This window comes from Bacteroides propionicifaciens DSM 19291 = JCM 14649 (genome assembly GCF_000375405.1).
GTDB classification, from domain to species: Bacteria; Bacteroidota; Bacteroidia; order Bacteroidales; family Bacteroidaceae; genus Bacteroides_E; species Bacteroides_E propionicifaciens.
The window spans coordinates 1-22,851 of record NZ_AQWS01000027.1 but is presented as its reverse complement, the minus strand read 5'-3'; the positions used below and the strand labels follow the sequence as shown (position 1 = coordinate 22,851).

At 37.3% G+C, this 22,851-nt stretch carries 15 protein-coding genes and 1 tRNA gene; 7 read left to right on the top strand and 9 right to left on the bottom strand.

Translation table 11 applies throughout. The features are described from left to right. Positions 1-276 precede the first annotated feature (276 nt). From B091_RS0108865 to B091_RS0108850, 4 genes are all read left to right on the top strand, one after another. The gene (locus B091_RS0108865; protein WP_018109650.1) at positions 277-891 is read left to right on the top strand and encodes an inorganic pyrophosphatase; all 615 of its coding nucleotides are present in this window, start codon (positions 277-279) and stop codon (positions 889-891) included. 262 nt (positions 892-1,153) lie between these two features. Beyond that, complete coding sequence (locus tag B091_RS0108860) at positions 1,154-2,257, top strand: efflux RND transporter periplasmic adaptor subunit (RefSeq protein WP_018109649.1); 1,104 nt, start codon at positions 1,154-1,156, stop codon at positions 2,255-2,257. Positions 2,258-2,341: 84 nt separating this feature from the next. Next, positions 2,342-5,485, top strand: coding sequence for an efflux RND transporter permease subunit (locus B091_RS0108855; protein WP_018109648.1), 3,144 nt, complete (start codon positions 2,342-2,344; stop codon positions 5,483-5,485). A 31-nt stretch (positions 5,486-5,516) separates the two neighbouring features. Next, positions 5,517-6,947 (top strand): efflux transporter outer membrane subunit, encoded by a 1,431-nt coding sequence (locus tag B091_RS0108850; protein ID WP_018109647.1) that lies wholly within the window; start codon positions 5,517-5,519, stop codon positions 6,945-6,947. 112 nt (positions 6,948-7,059) lie between these two features. Here the strand turns inward: B091_RS0108850 and B091_RS0108845 are convergent, their stop codons facing one another. The 4 genes from B091_RS0108845 to B091_RS0108830 are packed head-to-tail and all read right to left on the bottom strand — an operon-like array spanning position 7,060 to position 14,141. After that, complete coding sequence (locus B091_RS0108845) at positions 7,060-8,346, bottom strand: DUF4302 domain-containing protein (protein WP_018109646.1); 1,287 nt, start codon at positions 8,344-8,346, stop codon at positions 7,060-7,062. A gap of 18 nt (positions 8,347-8,364) precedes the next feature. Further along, a complete protein-coding gene (locus B091_RS0108840; RefSeq protein WP_025069603.1) occupies positions 8,365-9,240 on the bottom strand; it encodes a zinc-binding metallopeptidase in 876 nt (291 codons plus the stop codon). A gap of 11 nt (positions 9,241-9,251) precedes the next feature. Beyond that, entirely contained in the window at positions 9,252-10,823 is a 1,572-nt protein-coding gene (locus tag B091_RS0108835) for a RagB/SusD family nutrient uptake outer membrane protein (protein WP_025069602.1), read from the bottom strand. A gap of 12 nt (positions 10,824-10,835) precedes the next feature. Next, positions 10,836-14,141, bottom strand: a complete 3,306-nt coding sequence (locus B091_RS0108830) for a SusC/RagA family TonB-linked outer membrane protein (protein WP_155888292.1) — start codon at positions 14,139-14,141, stop codon at positions 10,836-10,838. 641 nt (positions 14,142-14,782) lie between these two features. Between B091_RS0108830 and B091_RS0108825 the strand changes: the two genes are divergently transcribed. Then, a complete protein-coding gene (locus B091_RS0108825) occupies positions 14,783-15,958 on the top strand; it encodes a glycosyltransferase (RefSeq protein ID WP_018109642.1) in 1,176 nt (391 codons plus the stop codon). A gap of 6 nt (positions 15,959-15,964) precedes the next feature. Here the strand turns inward: B091_RS0108825 and B091_RS0108820 are convergent, their stop codons facing one another. Next, positions 15,965-17,209 (bottom strand): ABC transporter permease, encoded by a 1,245-nt coding sequence (locus B091_RS0108820; RefSeq protein WP_018109641.1) that lies wholly within the window; start codon positions 17,207-17,209, stop codon positions 15,965-15,967. 170 nt (positions 17,210-17,379) lie between these two features. Here B091_RS0108820 and B091_RS0108815 point away from each other — a divergent pair, with 170 nt between their 5' ends. Next, positions 17,380-18,615: an L-arabinose isomerase family protein gene (locus B091_RS0108815; RefSeq protein WP_018109640.1), complete on the top strand. Its 1,236-nt coding sequence runs from the start codon at positions 17,380-17,382 to the stop codon at positions 18,613-18,615. 3 nt (positions 18,616-18,618) lie between these two features. Here the strand turns inward: B091_RS0108815 and B091_RS0108810 are convergent, their stop codons facing one another. The 3 genes from B091_RS0108810 to B091_RS0108800 are packed head-to-tail and all read right to left on the bottom strand — an operon-like array spanning position 18,619 to position 22,211. Next, positions 18,619-19,470 (bottom strand): histidinol-phosphatase, encoded by an 852-nt coding sequence (locus B091_RS0108810; protein ID WP_018109639.1) that lies wholly within the window; start codon positions 19,468-19,470, stop codon positions 18,619-18,621. Further along, positions 19,471-21,354 carry an ABC-F family ATP-binding cassette domain-containing protein gene (locus tag B091_RS0108805; RefSeq protein WP_018109638.1) on the bottom strand — a complete coding sequence of 628 codons (1,884 nt, stop codon included), beginning with the start codon at positions 21,352-21,354 and terminating at the stop codon, positions 19,471-19,473. 32 nt (positions 21,355-21,386) lie between these two features. Beyond that, a complete protein-coding gene (locus B091_RS0108800) occupies positions 21,387-22,211 on the bottom strand; it encodes a DUF3805 domain-containing protein (protein WP_025069599.1) in 825 nt (274 codons plus the stop codon). Between the two features lie 227 nt (positions 22,212-22,438). Here B091_RS0108800 and B091_RS0108795 point away from each other — a divergent pair. Then, a tRNA-Asp gene (locus tag B091_RS0108795) sits at positions 22,439-22,512 on the top strand. A gap of 113 nt (positions 22,513-22,625) precedes the next feature. Here B091_RS0108795 and B091_RS12025 read toward each other — a convergent pair. Beyond that, on the bottom strand, positions 22,626-22,851 hold a 226-nt coding region (locus B091_RS12025), incomplete at its 5' end, for a transposase (protein WP_018109636.1).

The following is a 22,851-nucleotide window of genomic DNA, read 5'->3' as shown; positions in this document are numbered from 1 at the left end:
TCGATGGATAAGATAAAGCAAATAATAAAGAGTAACTTTGACATCAAATACATGAATAATATTGACACAAATATGCAAAATAACAGAACCTGCTAGACTCTTCATAAACAAGGTATAAGCACCTAAAAATGAAGGACAGACTCAAAAGTGTTAACTAACGCTAATTTAAGGGGGCTATAAAGGTTAATAAGTATTTTATATTTATCGAAATCAAGATACCTTCCTTTAAATGTTATTATATTTGCACGAATAAACTAAGAAAACAATTTCAGTTTAATGAGAAAATACAAAGCACATCCTTGGCACGGAATAAAATTAGGTAAGGATTCCCCTTACGTTGTTAGTTCATTTATTGAAATAGTGCCTACAGACACAGTCAAATATGAAGTGGATAAAGAGACTGGTTACCTAACGATTGATCGTCCACAGAAGTACTCTAATATTATTCCTGCACTCTATGGTTTCCTTCCTCAGACCTATAGTAGCAAACACACTGCAGAATTAACCAATATCTCACTTAATCGTACAGATATAGAAGGTGATGGTGACCCTGTTGATATTTGTGTACTCACAGAGAAAGATATTACACATGGTGATATTATAGTTAGAGCAAGACCTATTGGAGGATTCAGACTTTTAGATCAGAACAAAGCTGACGACAAACTGATTGCTGTTCTAGAAGGGGATGCGATTTACGGACACTACAGATCAATTAAAGATGTTCCATCAATGGTGATTGACCGCTTGAAGCACTACTTTACTACTTATAAAGATCTACCTGGTGACTCTGAACCACGCTGCATTCTAACAGATGTATATGACGCAGAAACAGCATATGACGTAATACAAAGGTCAACTCTAGATTACGAAGAAACATTTGGTGATGAGTAGAGAGTAGTTATTGGCTATACCAAATTAAGATATAAACGCTTGTATGATTTTCTAATTGATACAAGCGTTATTAATCTTTCTAAGAAGTCGTTCAGGAGCGCCGATAAACATTGATGTAAACAGTTGTATTGGGATAATAAAACTTAATGATTTATTTACTAATTACTTCAGCGAACAGAAAATATCTCATTCACGTTACTAGTTTATATATTTTATAAGAATTCAAAACAATTATAATAATCTTCCATTTAAACAAAAAATTATGAAACTGACGAATTTAATATACGGAGTATCTACTCTAATATTATTCTCAGCTTGTGGAAACAAGCAAAACGCTGGTGCACCAACAAGTTTGCAAAAATACCCAGTAACTGAGATTTTTGCACAAGATGTTGAACTATCTACAACCTATCCAGCTAGCCTAAAAGGGCAACAAGACATTGAAATTCGTCCTCGTATTGATGGATTTATTCAAGCTATCTATGTTGACGAAGGTGATGTGGTTAAGAAAGGCAAAGTGCTATTTAAAATTAACTCACCCCAAGCAGAACAAGCTCTAACAAGTGCTAAAGCAGCTATCGAAATGGCTAAAGCTTCTGTCAACACAGCCAAAACAAATGTGGATCGCATTACTCCACTAGCACAAAAAGGCATTGTGGGTGAAGTACAACTAACAACAGCTCAAGATGCTTACAACACAGCAATTGCTAGTTTAAATCAAGCAGAAGCTGCTTACAAAAACGCAAAAGCAACTCAAGGTTGGACAGATGTTACTAGCCCTGTTGATGGATTAGTGGGTTCTATCCCTTTCCGTCTTGGTAGTTTAGTAAACTCAATGAATGTTTTGACTACAATTGCTGACATCGAAAACATCTATGCCTATTTTTCTCTTAATGAGAAAGAGTTTACAGCTATGTTAAATAAGCTAGAGGGCACAAGCCAAAACGAGAAAATTAAGAATATCCCTGAACTTACACTAACTCTTGCTGACGGATCAGTATATCCTCACAAAGGTAGAGTTGAAACAATTACTGGTTCAGTAAATGCAACAACAGGTTCGGTGACTTTTAGAGCTGAATTCCCTAACAAAGAACATCTTCTAAGAAGTGGTATGAGCGGTAGAGTAACATTGCCGAACTATATAAACGACGCATTACTTGTTCCCCAAAAAGCAGTTTTTGAGCAACAAAACAAAAACTTAGTTTATCAAGTACAGGGTGATTCAGTAATTCTTAAAGCTATTACTGTTCTTCCAACACCTGATGGTCAAAACTACGTTGTTACTTCTGGTCTAAATGCGAAAGACGTTGTTGTAACAGATGGTATTATTACACTACGTCACGGTAAGAAAATTACTGTTGAGTAATCTTTTTCAAACATTCTGCTAGGCGAGCAATCACTAAGCAGATTAACTAAATTCATTTAGTATTAATATCAAAATTAAGAGATTGTGTTAAAAACATTTATAGATAGACCCGTACTCTCAACGGTAATTTCGGTATTTATCGTATTACTGGGGGTTATTGGACTTTTCACATTACCCGTAGAGCAGTATCCTGATATTGCACCTCCTACAGTTCGTATTTCGACTCAGTATCCAGGAGCTAATGCCGAGGTAATTATGAAGAGTGTTATCATTCCTATCGAAGAAGCCGTAAACGGTGTAGAAGGAATGACCTACATGACATCATCAGCATCAAATGCTGGTATGGCAAGTATTGAAGTGTACTTTTCAAAAGGTATTGACCCAGATATTGCTGCGGTAAACGTTCAAAACTTAGTAGCTACAGTTACTCCAGTTTTACCTGCTGAGGTAAACAGGATTGGGGTAAAAGTTACTAAACAACAAAGTAGTACCATTCTTGGTATCTCTTTGTCATCAGATAACCCTGACTTCGACGGTCAGTTCATCCAAAACTATGCGGATATTAACTTAATCCCGCAAATTAAACGTGTTTACGGTGTGGGTGATGCTTCTGTTATGGGAGCTAGAACTTACTCTATGCGTGTATGGTTGAAACCTGACGTAATGGCTTCATATAAGATGAATCCTAATGAGGTTATTGCTGCATTAACTGATCAAAATATTGAGGCTGCTCCTGGTGAGCTAGGCCAAAACAGTGATCAAGCATATCAATATACTCTACGTTATACAGGTCGTCTTGAAACACCTGAGGAGTTTCAAAACATCATTATCCGTTCACAAAACGGAAACCTATTGAAACTTAAAGACGTTGCTGATGTTGACTTGGGTTCACTGAGCTACAATATTGTATCAAAAACAGACGGTGATGAGTCAGTATTTATCTCAATTAATCAAACTGCTGGGTCTAACGCTCAAGAGCTGATTAAAAAGATTGAGGATGTAATTGCTGAGGCTGAACCATCTTTCCCTCCAGGCTTAAAAGTAACATACTTGATGAATGCGAACGACTTCCTTGATGCTTCGGTAGATAAGGTTATCGGTACACTTATAGAAGCACTTATCTTAGTGTTCTTGGTGGTATTCCTATTCTTACAAGACTGGAAATCAACTCTTATTCCTGCAATTGCAGTTCCGGTTGCGATTATCGGTACCTTCTTCTTCCTACAAGTACTTGGATTCTCGGTTAATATTTTAACTCTGTTTGCTCTTGTACTTGCTATTGGTATTGTGGTGGATGATGCCATTATTGTGGTAGAGGCTGTCCATGCCAATATGGAGGCTGGTGAAACTGATCCTAAAAAGGCCGCTGTAGCTGCGATGAAAGAGATTACTCCAGCGATTATTTCGATTACATTGGTTATGTCATCTGTATTTATCCCCGTGAGTTTCATTGGTGGTACATCGGGTGTGTTCTTCCGTCAGTTTGGTTTAACTCTTGCGATTGCGATTGCTCTTTCTGCAGTAAACGCATTGACACTGAGCCCTGCACTTTGTGCTATTTTCCTTAAACCAGACACTAAAAACGGTGAGAAAAAGAAAAACTTGCTTCAACGTTTCTTTGTATTCTTTAATGCAGGCTTCGAAGCAGGAACACAAAAATACAAATCATCACTTCAATTCTTGGGTAAAAAAGGACACCGTTGGATTACAGTTGCGATTATTGTATTCTTCTCGGGCCTATTACTCTTTATGATGAAAACCACTCCTACTGGTTTCGTACCTCAGGAAGATGGTGGTGTGATGTTGGGTGTCGTTACACTTCCTCCAGGTTCTTCACTTGAAAGAACAGACTCTGTAGTAACAGATGTTCTTAAAATAACAAGTCAGGTTCCAGAGATTGCGAACGTAACCGAAATTGTAGGTATTAACTTCCTTGGTGGTATGGGAGGTATGGCAAGTTCATACGCTACCCTATTTATCAAGCTTAAAGATTGGAAGGAACGTAAAAACGGTCCTAACGAAATTGCAGCTTATCTTACTAAGGAAACTCAAGGGATATCAAATGCAACCTTTATGTTCTTTGGTATGCCAACGCTTCAAGGTTTTGGTATGAGTTCTGGGGTTGAAATGAAGATGCAAGACAAGACAGGTGGAGACATCGATGCGTTCTACGGTCATGTTAATAATTTCTTAGCAGGTATGAACCAACGTCCAGAGGTTCTTATGGCTATGACAACCTTTAATCCAAATTTCCCTCAACGTGAAATTACAGCAGATATTCCTAAAATCAAGGAAGCTGGACTAACCCTTCAAGATGTCATGACTACTATGCAAGCCTATATTGGTAGTATGTATGTGTCAGACTTCAACTTGTATGGAAAGCAGTTCCGTGTAATGCTTCAAGCTCCACCAGAGAGTCGTAGACAACTTGAAGATTTAGAGAATATCCAAATTAGAACTGCAGCTGGTGAAATGGCTCCTCTAACAGAGTTTATCACAGTTAAACCAGTAATGGGACCTCAAGCACTGACACGTTTTAATATGTATCAGTCTATGGACGTAACCATCATTCCAAACGGTATGGGTGGATATAGTACTGGTGACGTTATTAATGCTGTTGACCAAGTTAGCGCAACCACATTACCTCAGGGTTATGGTTTTGAATATTCGGGTATGACAAGAGAAGAGACTTCACAAAGCTCTCAGGTTGGTATGATTTTCTTAATCTGTATTGTCTTTGTTTACCTACTTCTTGCAGCACTTTACGAAAGCTATATTATTCCATTAGCGGTATTATTATCGTTACCGATTGGTTTAGCTGGTGTATTCATCTTCATGAAAATATTTGGTACACATATGGGTATTGTAAATAATATCTACGTACAGATATCGATGATTATGCTTATCGGACTACTTGCTAAAAATGCTATTCTTATTGTGGAATATGCAATACAACGTCGTGAACAAGGCCAAACTATTGTGGAAGCTGCTGTTAACGGAGCTGTTGCACGTCTAAGACCAATTCTTATGACATCTTTTGCTCTTATCATTGGTCTATTGCCTTTGATGTTTGCTAGTGGTGTTGGTGCTGTTGGTAACCGTTCAATCGGTATTAGTGCAGTAGGTGGTATGTTTGTGGGTACAATGATTGGTATACTTGTTATTCCAACACTTTACATCGTATTCCAAGTAATTCAAGATAAATTCACTAAGAAAGAATCGAAATAAGATTTTGAGACTTAGAATAAAGAATATAAAAATGAAAACTAAATATTTAAAAGGTTCACTCCTACTTTTTGGGCTTATTGCGGTTTTTGGCTTACAATCTTGCCAAATCACCAATCGCTATGAGTCTCCTAAAGTGGATACTAGTAAACTCTATCGAGGAGATACGGACCAAAAGGATACCACGACAATTGCTGATATTCCTTGGGCTGAATACTTCAAAGACAATTATCTTAAAGCCTATATCCAAAAGGCTTTAGATAATAATTATGATATGCTTATCATTCAAGAGCGTATCAAACAAGCAGAGGCTGCACTAGGTATGGCACGTGCTGCTTACTTCCCAGACCTAGCTTTGTCTGCTCAAGTAAATCAAACTCGACTCAGCAATGCTAGTCCTACAACAGGACTACCTAAAGACAAAAACGTCTTGGGTTACCACAAGGAAGCATACTCTTTAGGGCTAGTTGCTAGCTGGGAGATTGATGTTTGGGGCAAGTTAAATCGTGCTAAACGTGCGAAATATGCTGATATGCTTTATAGCTATGCAGGAAAGAACTTACTACAATCGTCTCTAATCGCTAGTATTGCCAATACATATTACTCTCTTATTGCTTTGGATGAGAATCTAAAAGTGACTCAAGACATGGTTGTTCTATTAGAGGATAACTTAACAACAATGGAAGCTCTTAAAGAAAGTGGTATGGCCAATGCTGCTGGTGTTGAGCAGTCACGTGCTGCTTTACACAAGGTAAAGGCTAGTATCCCTGACCTTAAAAGCAGTATTTACCAACTGGAGAATGCTCTTTGCGTGATGATGGCCGAAAGACCAACATGCATTAAGAGAGGTACTCTAGCTGAGCAAAACATCCCTGCTACATTAGCTTATGGTGTTCCTGTACAGTTATTGGCAAAGCGTCCAGATGTACTTCAAGCAGAGTTCCAATTTAGATCGGCTTTTGAAATGACGAATGTAGCACAAGCTAGCTTCTATCCTTCAATCACACTTTCGACTGGAATGATTGGGTTCTCTACTATGAATACACTAAGCCAATTCTTTAAGCCAGAGAATCTTATTGCAAATATTATCGGTGGACTTGCTCAACCAATCTTTGCAAGAAAGAAACTACTTACTCAACTTAAAGTAGCTAAAGCCGAACAAAAGGCAGCTCTTTATGGCTTTGAGAAAACTGTATTGACAGCTGGTCAAGAAGTTTCAGATATTCTAAATACCTATAAGAATGCTCTTGACAAAGATTTCGACAGAAATACTCAAGTAAATGCATACAAGAAGGCTGCAGAATATACACACGAACTCCTACAAGCTGGAGAGGCAACTTACCTAGAGGTAATTAGTGCACAACAAGGCTTACTACAAGCTCAATTAGATCAAAATAGCGACAAGCTACAACAGCTTCAAGCAACTTCTAATCTATACAAAGCTTTAGGTGGTGGTGTTAAATAAAAACAGCACATCCATATAGTTATATCAAAAAAACAATACTCCCCGTTTAAAACGAATTAAACGGGGAGTATTTCATTCTTATCAAATGAGTTAGTCATCTATCATAAACCACTTAGTTATCATAGGGAAAGATAACTGGTGCTTTCTGTAGAGTGAATATAAATTGTGGATTATCAACCATCTCTAGACGAATCTCTGTTGGATTCATAAGATCATCTGCGGTCAATTTGTAAGTTCCATCGAGTATATTAAACAAGTATTTAAAATCAAACTTACTAAAATACTCAAGCCCAGTGCCTAAAGCTCTATATGTAGGTTCAATCCTAATCTGATCATCGGCCAACAGCTCATCAATCAATGTAAATAGACCTAATTCAAAGTCTTCACCTGGCAATTTAGCGCGATAGTAAAGAGAGAATTGACCACTATAATCAGATAAAAATATTTGACCTAATATCACTCCGGCTGGATCCATTTTTTTCTTCATTAAATCAAATACAATCTTAGCACTGCCTTCAGTTTTGGAATAAGCAAAATACCAGGTACCATTTCTTAAATGAAGAGATAAAGGCGTTGCCAATGGCCTTAGAGTAGCTCCAGTCTTTTCATTTACTAAATAACTACTTTCACCATCCTCGACAAACTTAAAATTATCTACCGTAATCCCACCTAAGGTCAACGGCTCAAAAAGCTCCATTCCCTGAGCTGTTACACGGTAGGGGACGAGTTGCTCAGATTCATCATCTCCTTGGCCAGCAACAAAAGTCAATCTACGATAACTTTGAGAAACAGTAGCAGTAAAATCGCCTACTGCATATTCAAATTGGCTATATCTCTTAAGAGTATTCCCCATTTCAATAATCGGCTCCATCAGTGTTGCCCATTTTTGATCGGCTACTATAGGTTCCATTATTATTTTATTACCTGTCTTCTTACCTCTAAGTTCTACTCGATCGGGTTTAGCATCAATAATAACAAATTCATAATCACCTTGCATTCCACTATCTGCAGGTCCAATTCCATCAGGATTCTTAGGTTCAGAGAAATAGTGTATAAGTTCATTATAGGTATCAAAACGGACTACTGGCCCATCATCGCTAGTCAAAGAATATAAACTTTCGACAACAGTGGTACTCCCTCCACGCTCTGAAGTTGCTTTTACTTTGTTCTCCTGCTCAAAATTAATGAGTAGCGTATAGCCACCATATATTTTATTCTTTTGCGGATAGTATTTCATCAACCAGCCATTAGGGGCCGAAAGAAATACTTTTTCACTTTCTATTAGATTCTCCTCCATTCTGTCTGCAGCGGATACAGAGAACTTCTCCTTATCCTCGGTTAAGCAAGATTGCATAACCAATCCGACTAAAATGAAGAGAAATATATTTATCTTTTTCATAATTATATGTTTTGTTGATTAGTCGAGACTAGTTAAATCTTGTTCGTCTAGTTTATCTACACGATCAGTAATGATATCTCGCAACTCGGTAATTTCAATTTCCCAAGACTCACGCAAATAGCTTGAAACAATGCTGAGCTTAGTTTCGATGATCGGCCCACCAGTACTACCTGCGTCAGTAATAAAACCATTCCACACTTCGGGAGTAGAGGTGATAAAGAAAGAAAAAACCTCTACAAAATCCTCATCCACAGCACTAGAGGCATATCTAGAAATAAATCCCTCTTGAAGAGCTTGAAGATCAGTTTTATCTTTCCAGCTATCTGTCACATAGTTAGCCGCACTGATTTCTTTGAAATCGGTTGTATAGGGTTTTGTTTGGTGAAGGATATGGGCAAACTCGTGGTGAATGGTTCTAAAATACCAATCGTTTAGCTGCTCAATATCATTCATATTCATCAAGTTAATATTGTAGAGGGTAATTTTTCGTCCTCCCTCAGCTGTACCCAATACCATGGTACCATTGTTTCGGTAAGCTGGTGAACCTATCAGAACCAATATCTTAGGAAAATAACCACGGATAAATTCTGTACCACCTGTTGCTTGGTCGTATGCCTCTAAACATAGGTATTTAACCATATTACTCATAATGATGGATTTATTGTATTCTGACGGAACCAAGTTGTAGTTCATATCAGATTCAATATCTTCCATTCGGTATTTGAAGTCAATATTATAAACATCTGTATAACGTTTTAATATCCACTTATCAAAATCGTTCAACTCTACCTGAGGATCCTTGATCATACTCGTAGAGCTCAAACTATCCTCTGAGCAGCTAACCATTAAGAAAGCTACTAAAGAGATCAAGGTATATTTTATTAATCTTTTCATAATACTTCTATTTATCGTGGATTAGGTGTCATTCCTGCAGTAATCACGTCGGCAGGCAATTGGAAAGCTTGACGATTATCACGCTTGTCTAAGACATAAGGAAGTACTTGAGCTACCTTACCACCATCTACTAGACGTCGGGTAACTTTTATTCCATAACGCTTAATATCAAACCAACGTAATCCTGTATGCAATACTTCGAAACGACGTAAATACAACACATATTGTAATAGCTTCTCTTGAACTCCTCCTTTATCAATTTCGAAATCTGGATTAAGCTCTTTAATAGGAGTTGGCTTATCGGGGGTATAATAATCATATCCCTCAGTCCATGCTACAATATCTTCTTGAGTTACGGGTACATAATCTTTAACATAAGCTTGTAGCCACATATTGATGTCTGCTACTGCGAGGCTAAACTGATTAGTTCTTACGTAAGCTTCTGCTCGAGAAAGCAAGGCTTCATCAGCCGTAAAACCATCATAAACTGTCTTATAATAACCAACTCCCGCTACAGGATCGGAATATTCAAAGAAGTAAGGTAGTCTAGGCATAATAACTTTATTAAGGTTAGTCCCTGAATACGTACGAGAACGTACATAATAAACTTTACTATCACTTATAGCACCCCAAGGAGCTTTATTAATATCGAAAGTCTCAGTTTTAGAAATCGTTTCGTTATGCGTATATCGGGATTCAGTAGTATAAGGGCCATAAATTAGACCAAGTCTAGAGTTTGCTGTCAGTAAAAGCAGGTTGGCCTTCATACTCGGATTAACAAAAGCAATAGCTGTAGTCGTTCCATCTTGTGGTAAAGTAGCTAAGTATTTATTATCACGCAAAAATGATTGAGGCATAGCACCCAGAGTTTTGGTAGCATACTCTATAGTCTTTTCCATATCCCCTTTATAGAGATAAAATCGGGTGGCAAAGGCATAAGCAGCATTTTCATTAAAGTGATACTTAGGCACATCATAAGTTGTTTTATGTGCATTAGGTAAAGCCGCTACTAAGTCTGCTTCGATATTCTCATAGTTCGACAATACGGATTCTCGGTCATATTTTGGATCAAGCGTAGTTTCAGGAGCCGTCATATAGTGAACACCCAAATCAGTACCACTATGCTCTGGAGAGTAGTGTTGACCAAAAACATTCACAAGTAAAAAGTGCGCATAGGCTCGACTAAGTAAAGCTTCAGCACGAGAACCTTGCAGTTCTGGTGTATTGCCTAACTCATCGATAGCCAATAAAGCTTGATTTGCAGCGGCAATAGCACCATAACAACCTGACCAAAAGTTTTTAGGAGCCTCATTATTACTCTCTTTCACATCCTCCCAATGGTAGATCTGATCGGTAAACATGGAGCCGTTGGGATTAAACTCTCCCGTTTTGTCAACATTATCCGAAGAGATCTCACAAAAAAGTATGTAAGATGCATAGGGATAAGCAGAGACTAAGAGTTTCTTAACCTTATCTGGCGAGTCAACCTCTGCTCTATTATCTGGCATTGTGTCTAAGAAGGAGTCACAGCTCGATAAACCTAACCCCAGTAGACCAATTATTGTATATATTATCTTTCTCATAATTTATAATCTTTATAAACCCACACGTAGGGTAAGTGTAAATTGTTTGGGCATAGGGCTTGCCACACCTCCTGTATTAAAGAACTCAGGATCTTGTCCGTTTAACTTTCTATCCGCATAGAATAAAAACAAGTTTGTTGCTTGAATTTTCAGAGATAGGTTACTGAGCTTAAACTTACTTATTACACTTTTCTTAAAATCATAAGCTAGTGAAATCTCTTTCATACGTATAAAGTCACCCTTTGCAATACGCTCTGTAGAGTAGTTATAAGCATTATAAGCTCGATTTAGCTCTCTATCATCTTGCAATTGACGCGTACTAGCGATTACTGGAATACTGGTATGCATTTCATTTCCAGGAACTACAAAACGATTTTTAAACTCTTTAGGAGTAGCTGTTAAGTCGGAGTATTGGCTACTAAACACGGGGTCTAGACGAACTTTATTTCCCCATGAATAGGTAATAAATAGGTTTAGCTTAAAGTTTTTATAAGTAAAAGTATTACCAAACCCACCATGATCAGTTGGATCTACACTACCCTCATAAACTAAGTGACCTAAATTATCACGCTCTTGGAAGTTAATGTCCGAACTCGTAACTTTACCTTTTTCGTTAATAAAAGTAGGAAGACCTTGATTCGTTAATCCTTCAAACTGATAAGAGAATAAAGAACGAACGGGATATCCTTCTTTGGCATAACCAACACCAGAGACCATATCAATAGCCCTACTTCGGTTTTGCAAGTCAGTAATTTTGTTATTAATATGCGAATAAGTAAAGTCAGTGGTCCAACTAAAGTCTTTTGTCTCAATATTCTTTGTACTAAGAGTTAACTCTGCACCTCGTGAGCGCATAGAAGCTACGTTACCATATTTGGCAATTTCACCCCCTAATCCCTGAGTATTTACAATACCAATCAAGTCGTAGTTATTTCTCTTATACCAGTCGAATGCAAAGTTGATTCGATTTTCAAACAGACCTAAATCCATTCCGATATTAAACTCATGCTTTTTCTCATAAGTTAAATCTTTATTTTCTAAGCTTGAGATACCCAAAGCAGACTCCGAAACACCACTTGATGGCCTCCATGGGGTATCACTCATGATAACTGCACGTGAGTTAGTTACCCATGCTGGGCCTCTATCTGCTGTTAAACTGTATGAAGCCTTAATAGCCAAATGCGATATCTTATAGGATAAAGGTTCAAAGAATTTCTCCTCGTGAACATTCCACGCTCCCGAAATATTCCATGTTGGTAACCAGCGTGCGGAACGTGCACGTCCTAACTTATTACTTCCCTCATATCTAAATGTACCATTAATGGTGTAGATACCTCTGTAGGAGTAGGTTAAGTTGGTAAAGAAAGCAGCACGACGATCTTTCGTCTCACTCAATCCATAGTAGCTTGAGTTTTCCTCTTTTCCTTTTTTGAAAACCTCATAAGCATAGAAGGGAATTTGTCCCATGCTATACTGAAGTCCCCAACCACGGAACCAATCTTCACTACGATCAATGCTATTGATTTCTGTACCGGCAAAAGCATTAATAATATGTTTCTCATCAATCACTGTATTATAAGCTGCAGACAAACGCAAGTCGCTCGAACGCATTGTGTAATCTGTTTTCTTATAAATACCCCCTTGAGGTAGTACCGTAATGGGCACAGCAAATGGATTATCCGGATCGGTATACAAGAATGGATTCTTATCACGAATTGCTGTCGTAGGCATTGTTCTATAAGCAATAGCCTGATTAGAGAAATCAGTAATGTTGTGTTCTTGAGAAGTAGTTTGATATTGAATAGCACCAAGTGCACTCAATTCAAGTCCACGAACTGGCTTGTATTTCAAGTCCAATTGGAACTTCACATCGGCTAAGTTCAAGTCCATATAGTTGTTCTTTAACTCATTGTGAATATTAAACGGAGCATAGTTACGTGTATAATACTCATCTGGGTTAAGCGTACGAGAAGAGTTTAAAGCAAATGAGTAAGGGTTAATATCAAAATCACGCTTTACTCGTCCACTAACAGCATCCACTTCTTGAGATAGTGTACCTGGAGCTCGTTGCTTTCTATACGAAGCATTTGTAATCATATTCAAGCTCAAGTTGTCAAGAATATTAAACGATGCATTCAAACTCGCTGTATAGCGGTTTACTTTACTTTGTTCGGTCCATCCTGGATCGAGCAGAGCACTCATAGAAGCATAGTAAGAAGATCTTTCACTACCTGAAGACATACTTACAGCATGGTTTTGAACCAAATTCACATTGAAAAGCTCTTCAAACCAATCTGTGTTTTGATACTCAGCACCACGCAAGTAATTGTTGCGAGATTCTGCCGTGTTGAGAAGTTTACCATCGTTTACTAATTGGTACATCTTTCCATACACACCACTTTCTGCTGCTGTAGATAAATCAGCTAGATTTAACCAACCCTTTTGCTGCATCTCTTGGTAAACAGAAATCTGGTCTTGAGAATTCATAATGTTGAAGTTTCTGTAATTAGGTCTAAGACGAGTAGTAAACTCTCCCGTATAACTAATACGGCTTACTCCAGCCTGACCTTTCTTAGTGGTAATTACAATAACTCCAGCCATAGCTCGCGCTCCATAGATTGAGGTTGCTGAACCATCTTTCAATACTTGAAAACTCTCGATGTCATCAGCATTAAGCCCTGCAATTGCAGAACTAATCAAAGTGCTGGCATCTCCAGAAGATAGTGCATCGGCATCAACCTCAATCACATCTTCCATAATTACACCATCAACTACCCAAAGTGGTTTAGAACTACCATAAATGGAGGTAGCACCACGTACTCTAATTTTGGGAGCTGTACCAAAAGTCCCTGATACGTTCTGAACGGATACACCTGCAGCTCTTCCTTCGAGAGCACGGCTTGGGTCGGGTAACCCATCCATTCGAGCCTTATCACCTGCTAGCTGAACAGATGCACCAGTAAACAAACGTTTATCAACTTTTGTCATACCAGTTACAACCACTTCATCTAAGACAAGAGCATCGACTTCTAGTATAATTTTCATACTTGCCTGAATAGGTACATCCTGAGATTTCATACCTATATAAGCTACTTCTAAGGTTTTAGCAGTTGACGGAACATTTGATAATACAAATTTCCCATCAACATCAGTTAGAGTACCTAGTGTAGTACCTTTAACCTTAACTGCTGCACCAATTACGGGTTCAGTGTCTTCTGACGAAAGTACAATACCCTTAACAACCCGAGTTTGGGCTAAGGTGTAAGTAGTACTCATGATTAGCATAGTCAGAAGCATGAACAGCTTCAAATTTCTCATAAGTTTGTTTTTATTGGTTTTATCTAACAATTTGGATAAATCAAACTTACTTAAAATACATTAAAAACCAAAAGATAATTCACATATATTTGTACATATAGGTAAAATATGTATTTGCTCAATAAAATATCAACCTCTACAATCACGAAGTACACTATTAGAGTATTAATTTAATATCAGTCAGTTACAACAAATGACCAATCAACAAAAAGCCATATAAACAAACTACAAAACAGATAATATTAACTTAAAACCACACAATAGAATAGATGTAGAAACAACTATAAATAATATCATTTTAATATCATATACACCCATATGCATACTTTTTATCACTACAAACAACAATTGATTCCGCTCGGTATTGAGAAAAATAAAGACAATATGGTACTTGAAATTTATAGCCAAAGTAAATAAAACAGAAATTTAAACCGATAAATCAGCTATAGAGTAACAAGTGTAAACAGCTGTAATGATCTAGAAATACTAAAAGGCTCAGTAGACACAATGAAATATTTAAGGGATTGATATAAATCACATTTATCCAATCAAGAATAAAACATCACCCAAACCCTAAGAATCAGCTTTTATTATTTATTTTTGTGGTAGCAGTAATTAAGAATTTACACAGCCATAAGATTATGACTATACCAACACTATTTATATCAACTCCTTTCATATTAGGCTACATCTGTCTAACCATTTTATTATTCACACAGCTTTTTTACTTATTATATTATTACAATCGAATACCACAAAAGCAGAAGAAACAAGTAAGCAGAGAGAGCCAAAATCTGACTCCTCTTTCTGTGATTATTTGTGTGGAAAATCAGGTAGATGAGTTAAGAGAGAATATAAATGCCATAATGACGCAAGACTATCCCAACTTTGAGGTTGTTATTGTTGATATGGCATCTATCGATGGTACAAAAGAGTACCTAGAATACTTAGAAAAACAACATAGTAATCTTTATTTTAGCTACATACCAGAAAGTGCCCGATTTATTAGTAAACGAAAATTAGCCCAAACTATTGGGGTGAAAGCCAGCAAAAATGAATGGCTCGTCTTTACCGATATCAACTGTAAACCCACATCTAACAAATGGCTACAAACCATGATGGAGAACATAACTGAGAAAACAGAATTTGTTTTAGGGTATAGCCATTACCAAAAAGGGGAAAGCAGTTTCAACCGATTCATTTCGTATGATAACCAGCTTTTACATATGCGTTTTATGGGGTTAGCTCTAAGAGGAAAGCCTTATATTGGGGTGGGAAGAAACCTTGCTTATAAGAAAGAACTCTTTTATAAGGATAGAAGAGCATTTTATAATCAGCTCAACCTTCAGCGAGGTGAGGATTATCTTTTTGTGAACCAATATGCTAATGCTGAAAACACGACAGTAGTAGTAAACCCAGAGGCTATAATTGAGGTTAAACCCTTAGAGCGTCCAAAAAGTTGGAGAGAACTTAAACGTTTTCATTTGCTATCAACAGCACGATTAAGCGGTGGCAGCAAGTACATAGTTGGGCTGGAAACCACTACAAGACTCCTATTTTATCTACTAAGCATAGCTCTATTCATATTTAGCTTAGTTAATCTGGCATGGATAGTAAGTGCAGTGACTTTACTTCTTTTCTTAATCAGATGGGTAGTACAGTTTATTATAACCAACAAGGTAGCTAAAGCAATGAATGAGGGTAGAAGATACTTTTTCTCACTCTTATTCTTAGATATTATTATCCCACTAAAAACTTTACTAATTAGATTGACACTCCCAAGAAAAAGAAAGGGTGATATTGTAGATTTTTCTTAATACAAACTACTCGTAACGCATAGATGTTGCTGGATTAATCTTTGAAACAAGATAAGAGGGGCCAACCAAAATTAAGACTGAGATAATTATCACACCCAAATTGAGTAAGGCCATCCACCAGAAGCTAACAGAAACTGGGATTGCACTCACGTGATAAACTTTGGGATCAAGTGGTATTAAGGAGAATTTAGACTGAATAAAACAAAGACTGAGCCCGATAAGGTTGCCCCAAAATAATCCTTTACCAATCAGAAATACAGCCAACCAGATAAATATTTTACGGATAGAAAGGTTTGTCGCACCTAATCCTTTAAACAGGCCAATCATCTGAGTGTGTTCTAAAATAAGAATTAACAAGCCTGAAATCACCGTAAAGCCAGATATAGCCATCATTAGCCCCAAGATTACCCAAACATTAAGATCGAGTAAAGCAAGCCAACCAAAAAGCTGAGGATTTAACTGCTCAATATTACTCACAATATAGGGTTCACCGTAAGGATCTTCCGTGTCGTATAGTAAATCTCCAAGATCTTCAGTAATTTCGGTAAGCTTATCATAATTTGCTATACCAATTTCCAAACCAGTATACTGATCTTTGCCCCATTTATTAAGACGATTAACCAAGTTTATGTCTGTTAGGAGATAAAGTTTATCGTATTCATAAAAATTGGTTTGATAGATTCCTACAATTTCCAATCGACGAGCCTTTATGCCCTCATCCTCGGTAAAATAGGTGTAGATACGGTCGTTAAGCTTCAGATCTAGTAATTCGGCCATAGTTGCAGATAGCATTACTTCGTTAGTAGAAGTACTATCATTAAAAGCTGGCAGACGCCCGTCAACAATGTATTTAGAAAAGAAGCTAGTATCATACTCCTGACCCACTCCTTTGAGTATCATTCCCTGAAAATTATCATCCGTCTTAATTAGACCAGCTTTAGTAGAATATCTTTGATTTTTAAGTATTTCAGGATTCGAATCTAAGATTTCCCTCAGACTATCAGAAACAGCAATAGGATGCGATTCATATGCTGCCACAGTATTATAGTTGGACACTTGAATATCTGAGTTAAATCCCACAGCCTTGCTTCGTATCTCACCTTTAAAACCTACTACTACTGCAACAGTAACCATCATCACAATAAAACCAATAGCAATTCCTAGAACAGCAATAAAAACTGCTGGTTTTGATATTCTTTTCTTCTCTTTCCGATCCGAATAGAGTCTTTTAGCAATCTGAAATTCAAACAAAATATATGCTATTTTAAATATAAAATCAACCTAATATAGACCAAAGTTACTTATTAATTCGCGAGTAAAGTTAAGATTTAATGAATTAATATAGCTTAATCATTTTGGTTTTTCTTTGACACAAAAAACGATTATATTTGTTATGGACAACCTAATAACAACTACCCCTTATGAATATAAATCTAATCACGTATGCATCGGGTCTTGACAAGTTAACTGCAACTACCAAAATACACGAGAAAACTCTTGCAGAACTCGAAATACAGTTTGATGTTAAGTATTTCACCCCCACTGAAATCGAGCATATCCCCAAAGAAAACCTATCTATACTATTTATTGCATCAGGAGGTGTAGAACAGCAAATAGCAAAAGATATCGAAAAACTCCCCAGACCAATAATACTATTAGCCGATGGACTACAAAACTCTCTTGCAGCAGCATTAGAGGTTTCGAGTTGGCTGCGAGAGCGAGGAATCAAAAACGAAATTCTTCACGGAGATATATTCGACATAAAAAAGAGAATTGTACATCTAGGCATCAATTATAACGTGCAAAACCAGCTAAAAACTCAGCGCATTGGTGTTTTTGGAACGCCTGCACCTTGGGCTATCGCAAGTGGTGTTGACTATTTCTTAGCCAAACAAAGATGGGGAGTTAAATTCGTTAACATCCCACTAATGAGGCTTTACGAGGTTTATAACCAAATTGAAGATGGAGAAGTAAGCACACTCTGTACGAACTTTAGCTCAACAGCATATTCCTCACAAGAGATTACTCCTAAAGCTTTAGTGAAATCAATGAAGCTTTACAAGGCTATCCGACAAATTTGTGACGAAGAACAACTAACAGGAACTACACTAAATTGTTATAAGACCTTAGCAGAATTAGGCGTTACTGGTTGTGTGGCAAACTCTCTGCTCAATAATGAAGGCATTGTTTCGGGATGCGAAGGAGATCTTCAAACTATCTTTACCCTGATTATGTCGCGTGCCCTAACACGTCAGACGGGCTTTATGTGCAACCCAAATAAAATAGATTTTAAAGAGAACAAACTAATATTAGGTCATTGCAGCATCGCCACTCAACAAACCAGTCACTTTATCCTTAGAAATCATTTTTCGGGAAAAGATTCTATAACTATTCAAGGGCTTCTGCCTCTTGGTGAATATACCTTGATTAAATGTGGAGGGGAATGCCTTGATAAATATTTTGTTTCATCGGGCTATCTATTAGATAATACAGAAACTGAGCCTAGTAGTAGAACAGAAGTTTTATTTAAGATGAATGAAAATGCAGATTACTTCTTACGTAACCCACTTGGCAACCACCACGTGATGGTTCGAGGCAATCATGAATCTCTGTTTAAAAGCTTCTTGGAAGCTCATTCTTGCAAAAGAATAAAGTAAAACTCAGTAACGATAAATCGTATGGATGGGAACTCCCGTCCATACACCATCGTGAAGCTCCATTACACGGTCAAATTTAGCGGTATGCAAAGCCTTAAGAGCTTCTTTACGACCAGAGTTTATGAGCTGAGGCTTATGGGAATCACTATTTACCATTACAGGAATCTCCAACTCACGCAGAAGTTCAAAATGTTCAATATTAGGAAAGAGCATTCCACGCAATTCATATGCTTTGCTATTGATCTCAAGCATACACTTATGCTGTGCAACAAACTCGAAATAAGACTTCACTACTGACTTATAAAATGAGGAATCAAGTATCCCCTTAGCATTAGCTGAAGCATTCTTGCTGATCTTATCACAATGCCCAATAAAATCAAATCCCCCAGCTAGAATTAACTTACGCTGTGCTTCAAAATAGCGAATAACAACCTCCTCGTAATCTCGATTAAAATACTTTTGAACATTTTCTCGGAACAGTTCAACACCACAATCGACATCAACAAACTGCTCATTGTCTATCTCGACAAAGTGCACAGAACCTATACGATAATCAAGAGGTAAGTTTTGAAAATAAGCACTACTAGGATTATATTCGTCTGTTAGATAATCAATTTCAAGCCCCAGATAAAGCTCAATTTTGTTCTTGTATTCGACTACCAACTCGCAACACTCCTCCAAATAATCTTCCATTTTATCTTTATCCATATTCCAATTTGTAGAGAAAGGAAGTGGAGCATGTGAGGAAAAGCCATAAGAAGTGAAGCCCTGATTTAGGGCTTCACTTACAAATTTTTTTAAAGGTGCACTACCATCACAATAGGTGGAGTGACTATGGTAATTCGTTAAATTCATTTAACCTTCAATTTCACTCAACTCTAACCAACGCATGGTCTTGGTATCAATTGAGTCATTTATTTCGGAAAGCTTCTTTGACTTTTTAGTTAATTCTTCTACAGAGAGATCTCCTGCACATAGCTCGTCCTCAATAGTGGCCTTTTGAGCCTCAAGCTTATCAATATCTTTTTCAATAGTTTCGAACTCACGCTTTTCGGAGTAAGTCATTTTTCGATTTTCATTATGTCGCACCTTACTGTGCTTATCTTTATCCTCAACCTGAGCAAGTTTTGCCTTTTGAGCATTCTTTTCTTCTTCCTCTTTAAACTCTTTCCAATCACGATATTGAGTGTAGTTTCCCGGAAAGTTTCGGATATCTCCATCACCATTAAATACCATCAAGTGATCTACAACCTTATCCATAAAGTATCTATCGTGGGAAATCACAATTAAACAACCTTTAAAGTGCTGTAGGTAATCTTCAAGAACATTTAATGTCATTATATCTAAGTCATTGGTAGGCTCATCGAGTACCAAAAAGTTGGGGTTTGTCATCAGAATCGTACAGAGGTACAAGCGACGACGTTCTCCCCCACTCAGCTTATATACGTAATTGTATTGAGTCTCGGGCGTAAAGAGAAAATGTTGTAAAAACTGAGAGGCGGTAAGCTGTTTTCCATTACCCAAGTCGATAACATCGGCAATATTACGTACCACATCAATTACCTTAACCTGATCATCAAACTCAAGCCCATCTTGAGAATAATATCCAAAACGAACAGTCTCTCCTAGGTCAATCGTTCCAGAGTCGGGAGCTAACTCCCCCATCATTACTTTAATGAAAGTTGATTTACCTGTTCCGTTATTCCCAACAATCCCCATCTTCTCGTAACGAGAGAAATTATAAGAGAAGTCATCCAAAATAACCAGGTCATCAAACTTCTTATTTACATTATTAGCCTCGAATATCTTAGTACCAATATATGAAGCTCCCATTTGGAGTTCTACAGAACTGGTATCAAATGTCTTCTTTGCTACCTTTTCGAGATCATAAAATGCATCTTCACGATAGCGAGCTTTAGTACCACGTGCCTGAGGCATACGGCGCATCCACTCCAATTCAGTTTTATAGAGGTTCTTAGCCTTTGCTACTTCAGCATTGGCCGCCTCCATTCTTTCTTGTCTTTTTTCTAAGTAATAGCTATAGTTTCCTTTATAGGTATACATCTGCTGATTATCAATTTCCATAATAACCGAACAAACTCGGTCAAGGAAATAACGATCGTGAGTAACCATTAGAAGGCTTAGGTTTGAACGCTTCAAATATCCTTCGAGCCATTCGGTCATTTCAAGATCCAAATGGTTAGTAGGCTCATCTAAGATGAGTAAATCAGGCTCCGTAATCAATGTATTAGCCAAAGCCACACGCTTGAGTTGTCCACCTGAAAGTTCACCAACCTTTTGATCAAAATTAGAGATCTTAAGCTCCGAAAGAATTTGCTTAATTTTTAGTTCGTACTCCCAAGCATTAAGCATATCCATCTGAGACAAAAGCTTATCCATATTAGGATTACCTGGAGTTTGCAAACAGATTTCGTATTTCTTAATTAGATCAATAACTTCATTTCCATGATGGAAACAAGCTTCGATCACAGTTAAATTGTCGGGATAAGCAGGATCTTGTTCCAAATAACCCACACGCAAATCACGACGAAAAGCGATACGACCATTGTCATAACCCTCTTTACCTGCGATTATATTCAGCAGTGTGGTCTTCCCTGTACCATTTTTAGCAATCAAACCAATGCGGTCTCCTTGAGAAATACCCATTGAAAGATTTTCGAAAAGAACCAAATCTCCAAAAGATTTGGTCAGATTTTCTATTTGTAGATAACTTATCATTGTAATTATTTAATTTAATGGAAAGGGATATTTTAAGCGTGCAAACTAGCTAAGGCATCTTGATAACTTTCTGTTATAGAAAAGTTTTCTCCAGCCTTAACTCTACTCCACACCAATTTAAGAGGATCTATAATTACGCCCGTTGGGTTATAAAACAATACTGGAGCTTCTCTATTGCCATCGATTAAGGTTTTCCATTCGATACCTTCGATCTCATTGGCCATTATCACAGCCAAAGTCAAGCCCAAATCAATCCAACGCTCACGTTTTTTTGCAGAGAACATTTGATCATCCAAAATTTTGCTGAGTGAAGCTACATCCTCTTCTATACCCTGAAAGTCTTTCGAAAAAGTATCTTTCACAAATTTGGCTATTGATTCATAAGCCTCATCGATAGCATATATCTCAGATAAGCGGACAGGAATTATCTCAGCGGGATATTTTTCGGACAAATCCCTAACCTTTATCGATTTAATGATTTGCTCGGCCAGGGCAATACTGCTGTGTTTTAGAACCGTAAAGGTACAAACAAAGCCCATATCACGAAGTCCAATATACCAACGATGAGAAGCAAACTCATGTTCATCTTGCTCAAAGTAGGAAACTTCATAAGCTCCATCAGCATCAGACAAATCATAAGGCTTCAGTTTTAGATTGTAATCTATCTCATCACGCACAAACTCTTCACCATAGCTGGGTGTTTCACCTTTGAAACCCGATATTCTAAAATTTCCATCCCAAACATCTGGATTATAAAACAGGAATGCTCCCTCGCCATCTTCAAACTCAAACCAAGCTTCAGGATATTCAAACTCAAACCACGTATTGGGAGATATAAATTTCTTCATCGTTTTCATTAGTCACTATTTAATTTGTGAAAAGCTTTTCTATATTCTAGCTATACAAAAGTAATACTCCGCAGCGGCATATACAAAATAGTAACACTAAATCAATGTCCTATAACATAGAAATACCCCCATTAAATACCGTCAATTGATAAATATTACTCATTCAACGAAAAAACATTACTTATTTTTTGGACAGTACTTTTATTTGCCTTACATTTGCATTGCAATAAAACGCTGGTGTGGTAGTTCAGTTGGTTAGAATACCTGCCTGTCACGCAGGGGGTCGCGGGTTCGAGTCCCGTCCATACCGCTAAAAGCCTTGATAATCTATTGATTATCAAGGCTTTTTCTTTTGCTGTCGTGCACGTGTCGTGCAAATTTAGAAAATTACGGATCATATCATATTCTTGGGGATTTAACATATTAAGCAAATAGCTCTGTTGCTCTAAAGAGGAAGAACTTAGTGTCTGTAATTCCTCTGAAAGTAGCTCTTAGCTGTTTAAGCTTTGCGTTGAAAGACTCTGCAGATGCATTAGTGAATCGAGACTCAAAGAAGTTTAGTATTCTTTCGTAGTGATTCTTAAAGGTGTTTATTACAGTTTTAAAGTGTGGAGACTCTTTATGCTCAACCTTATTAAACCACAACGCT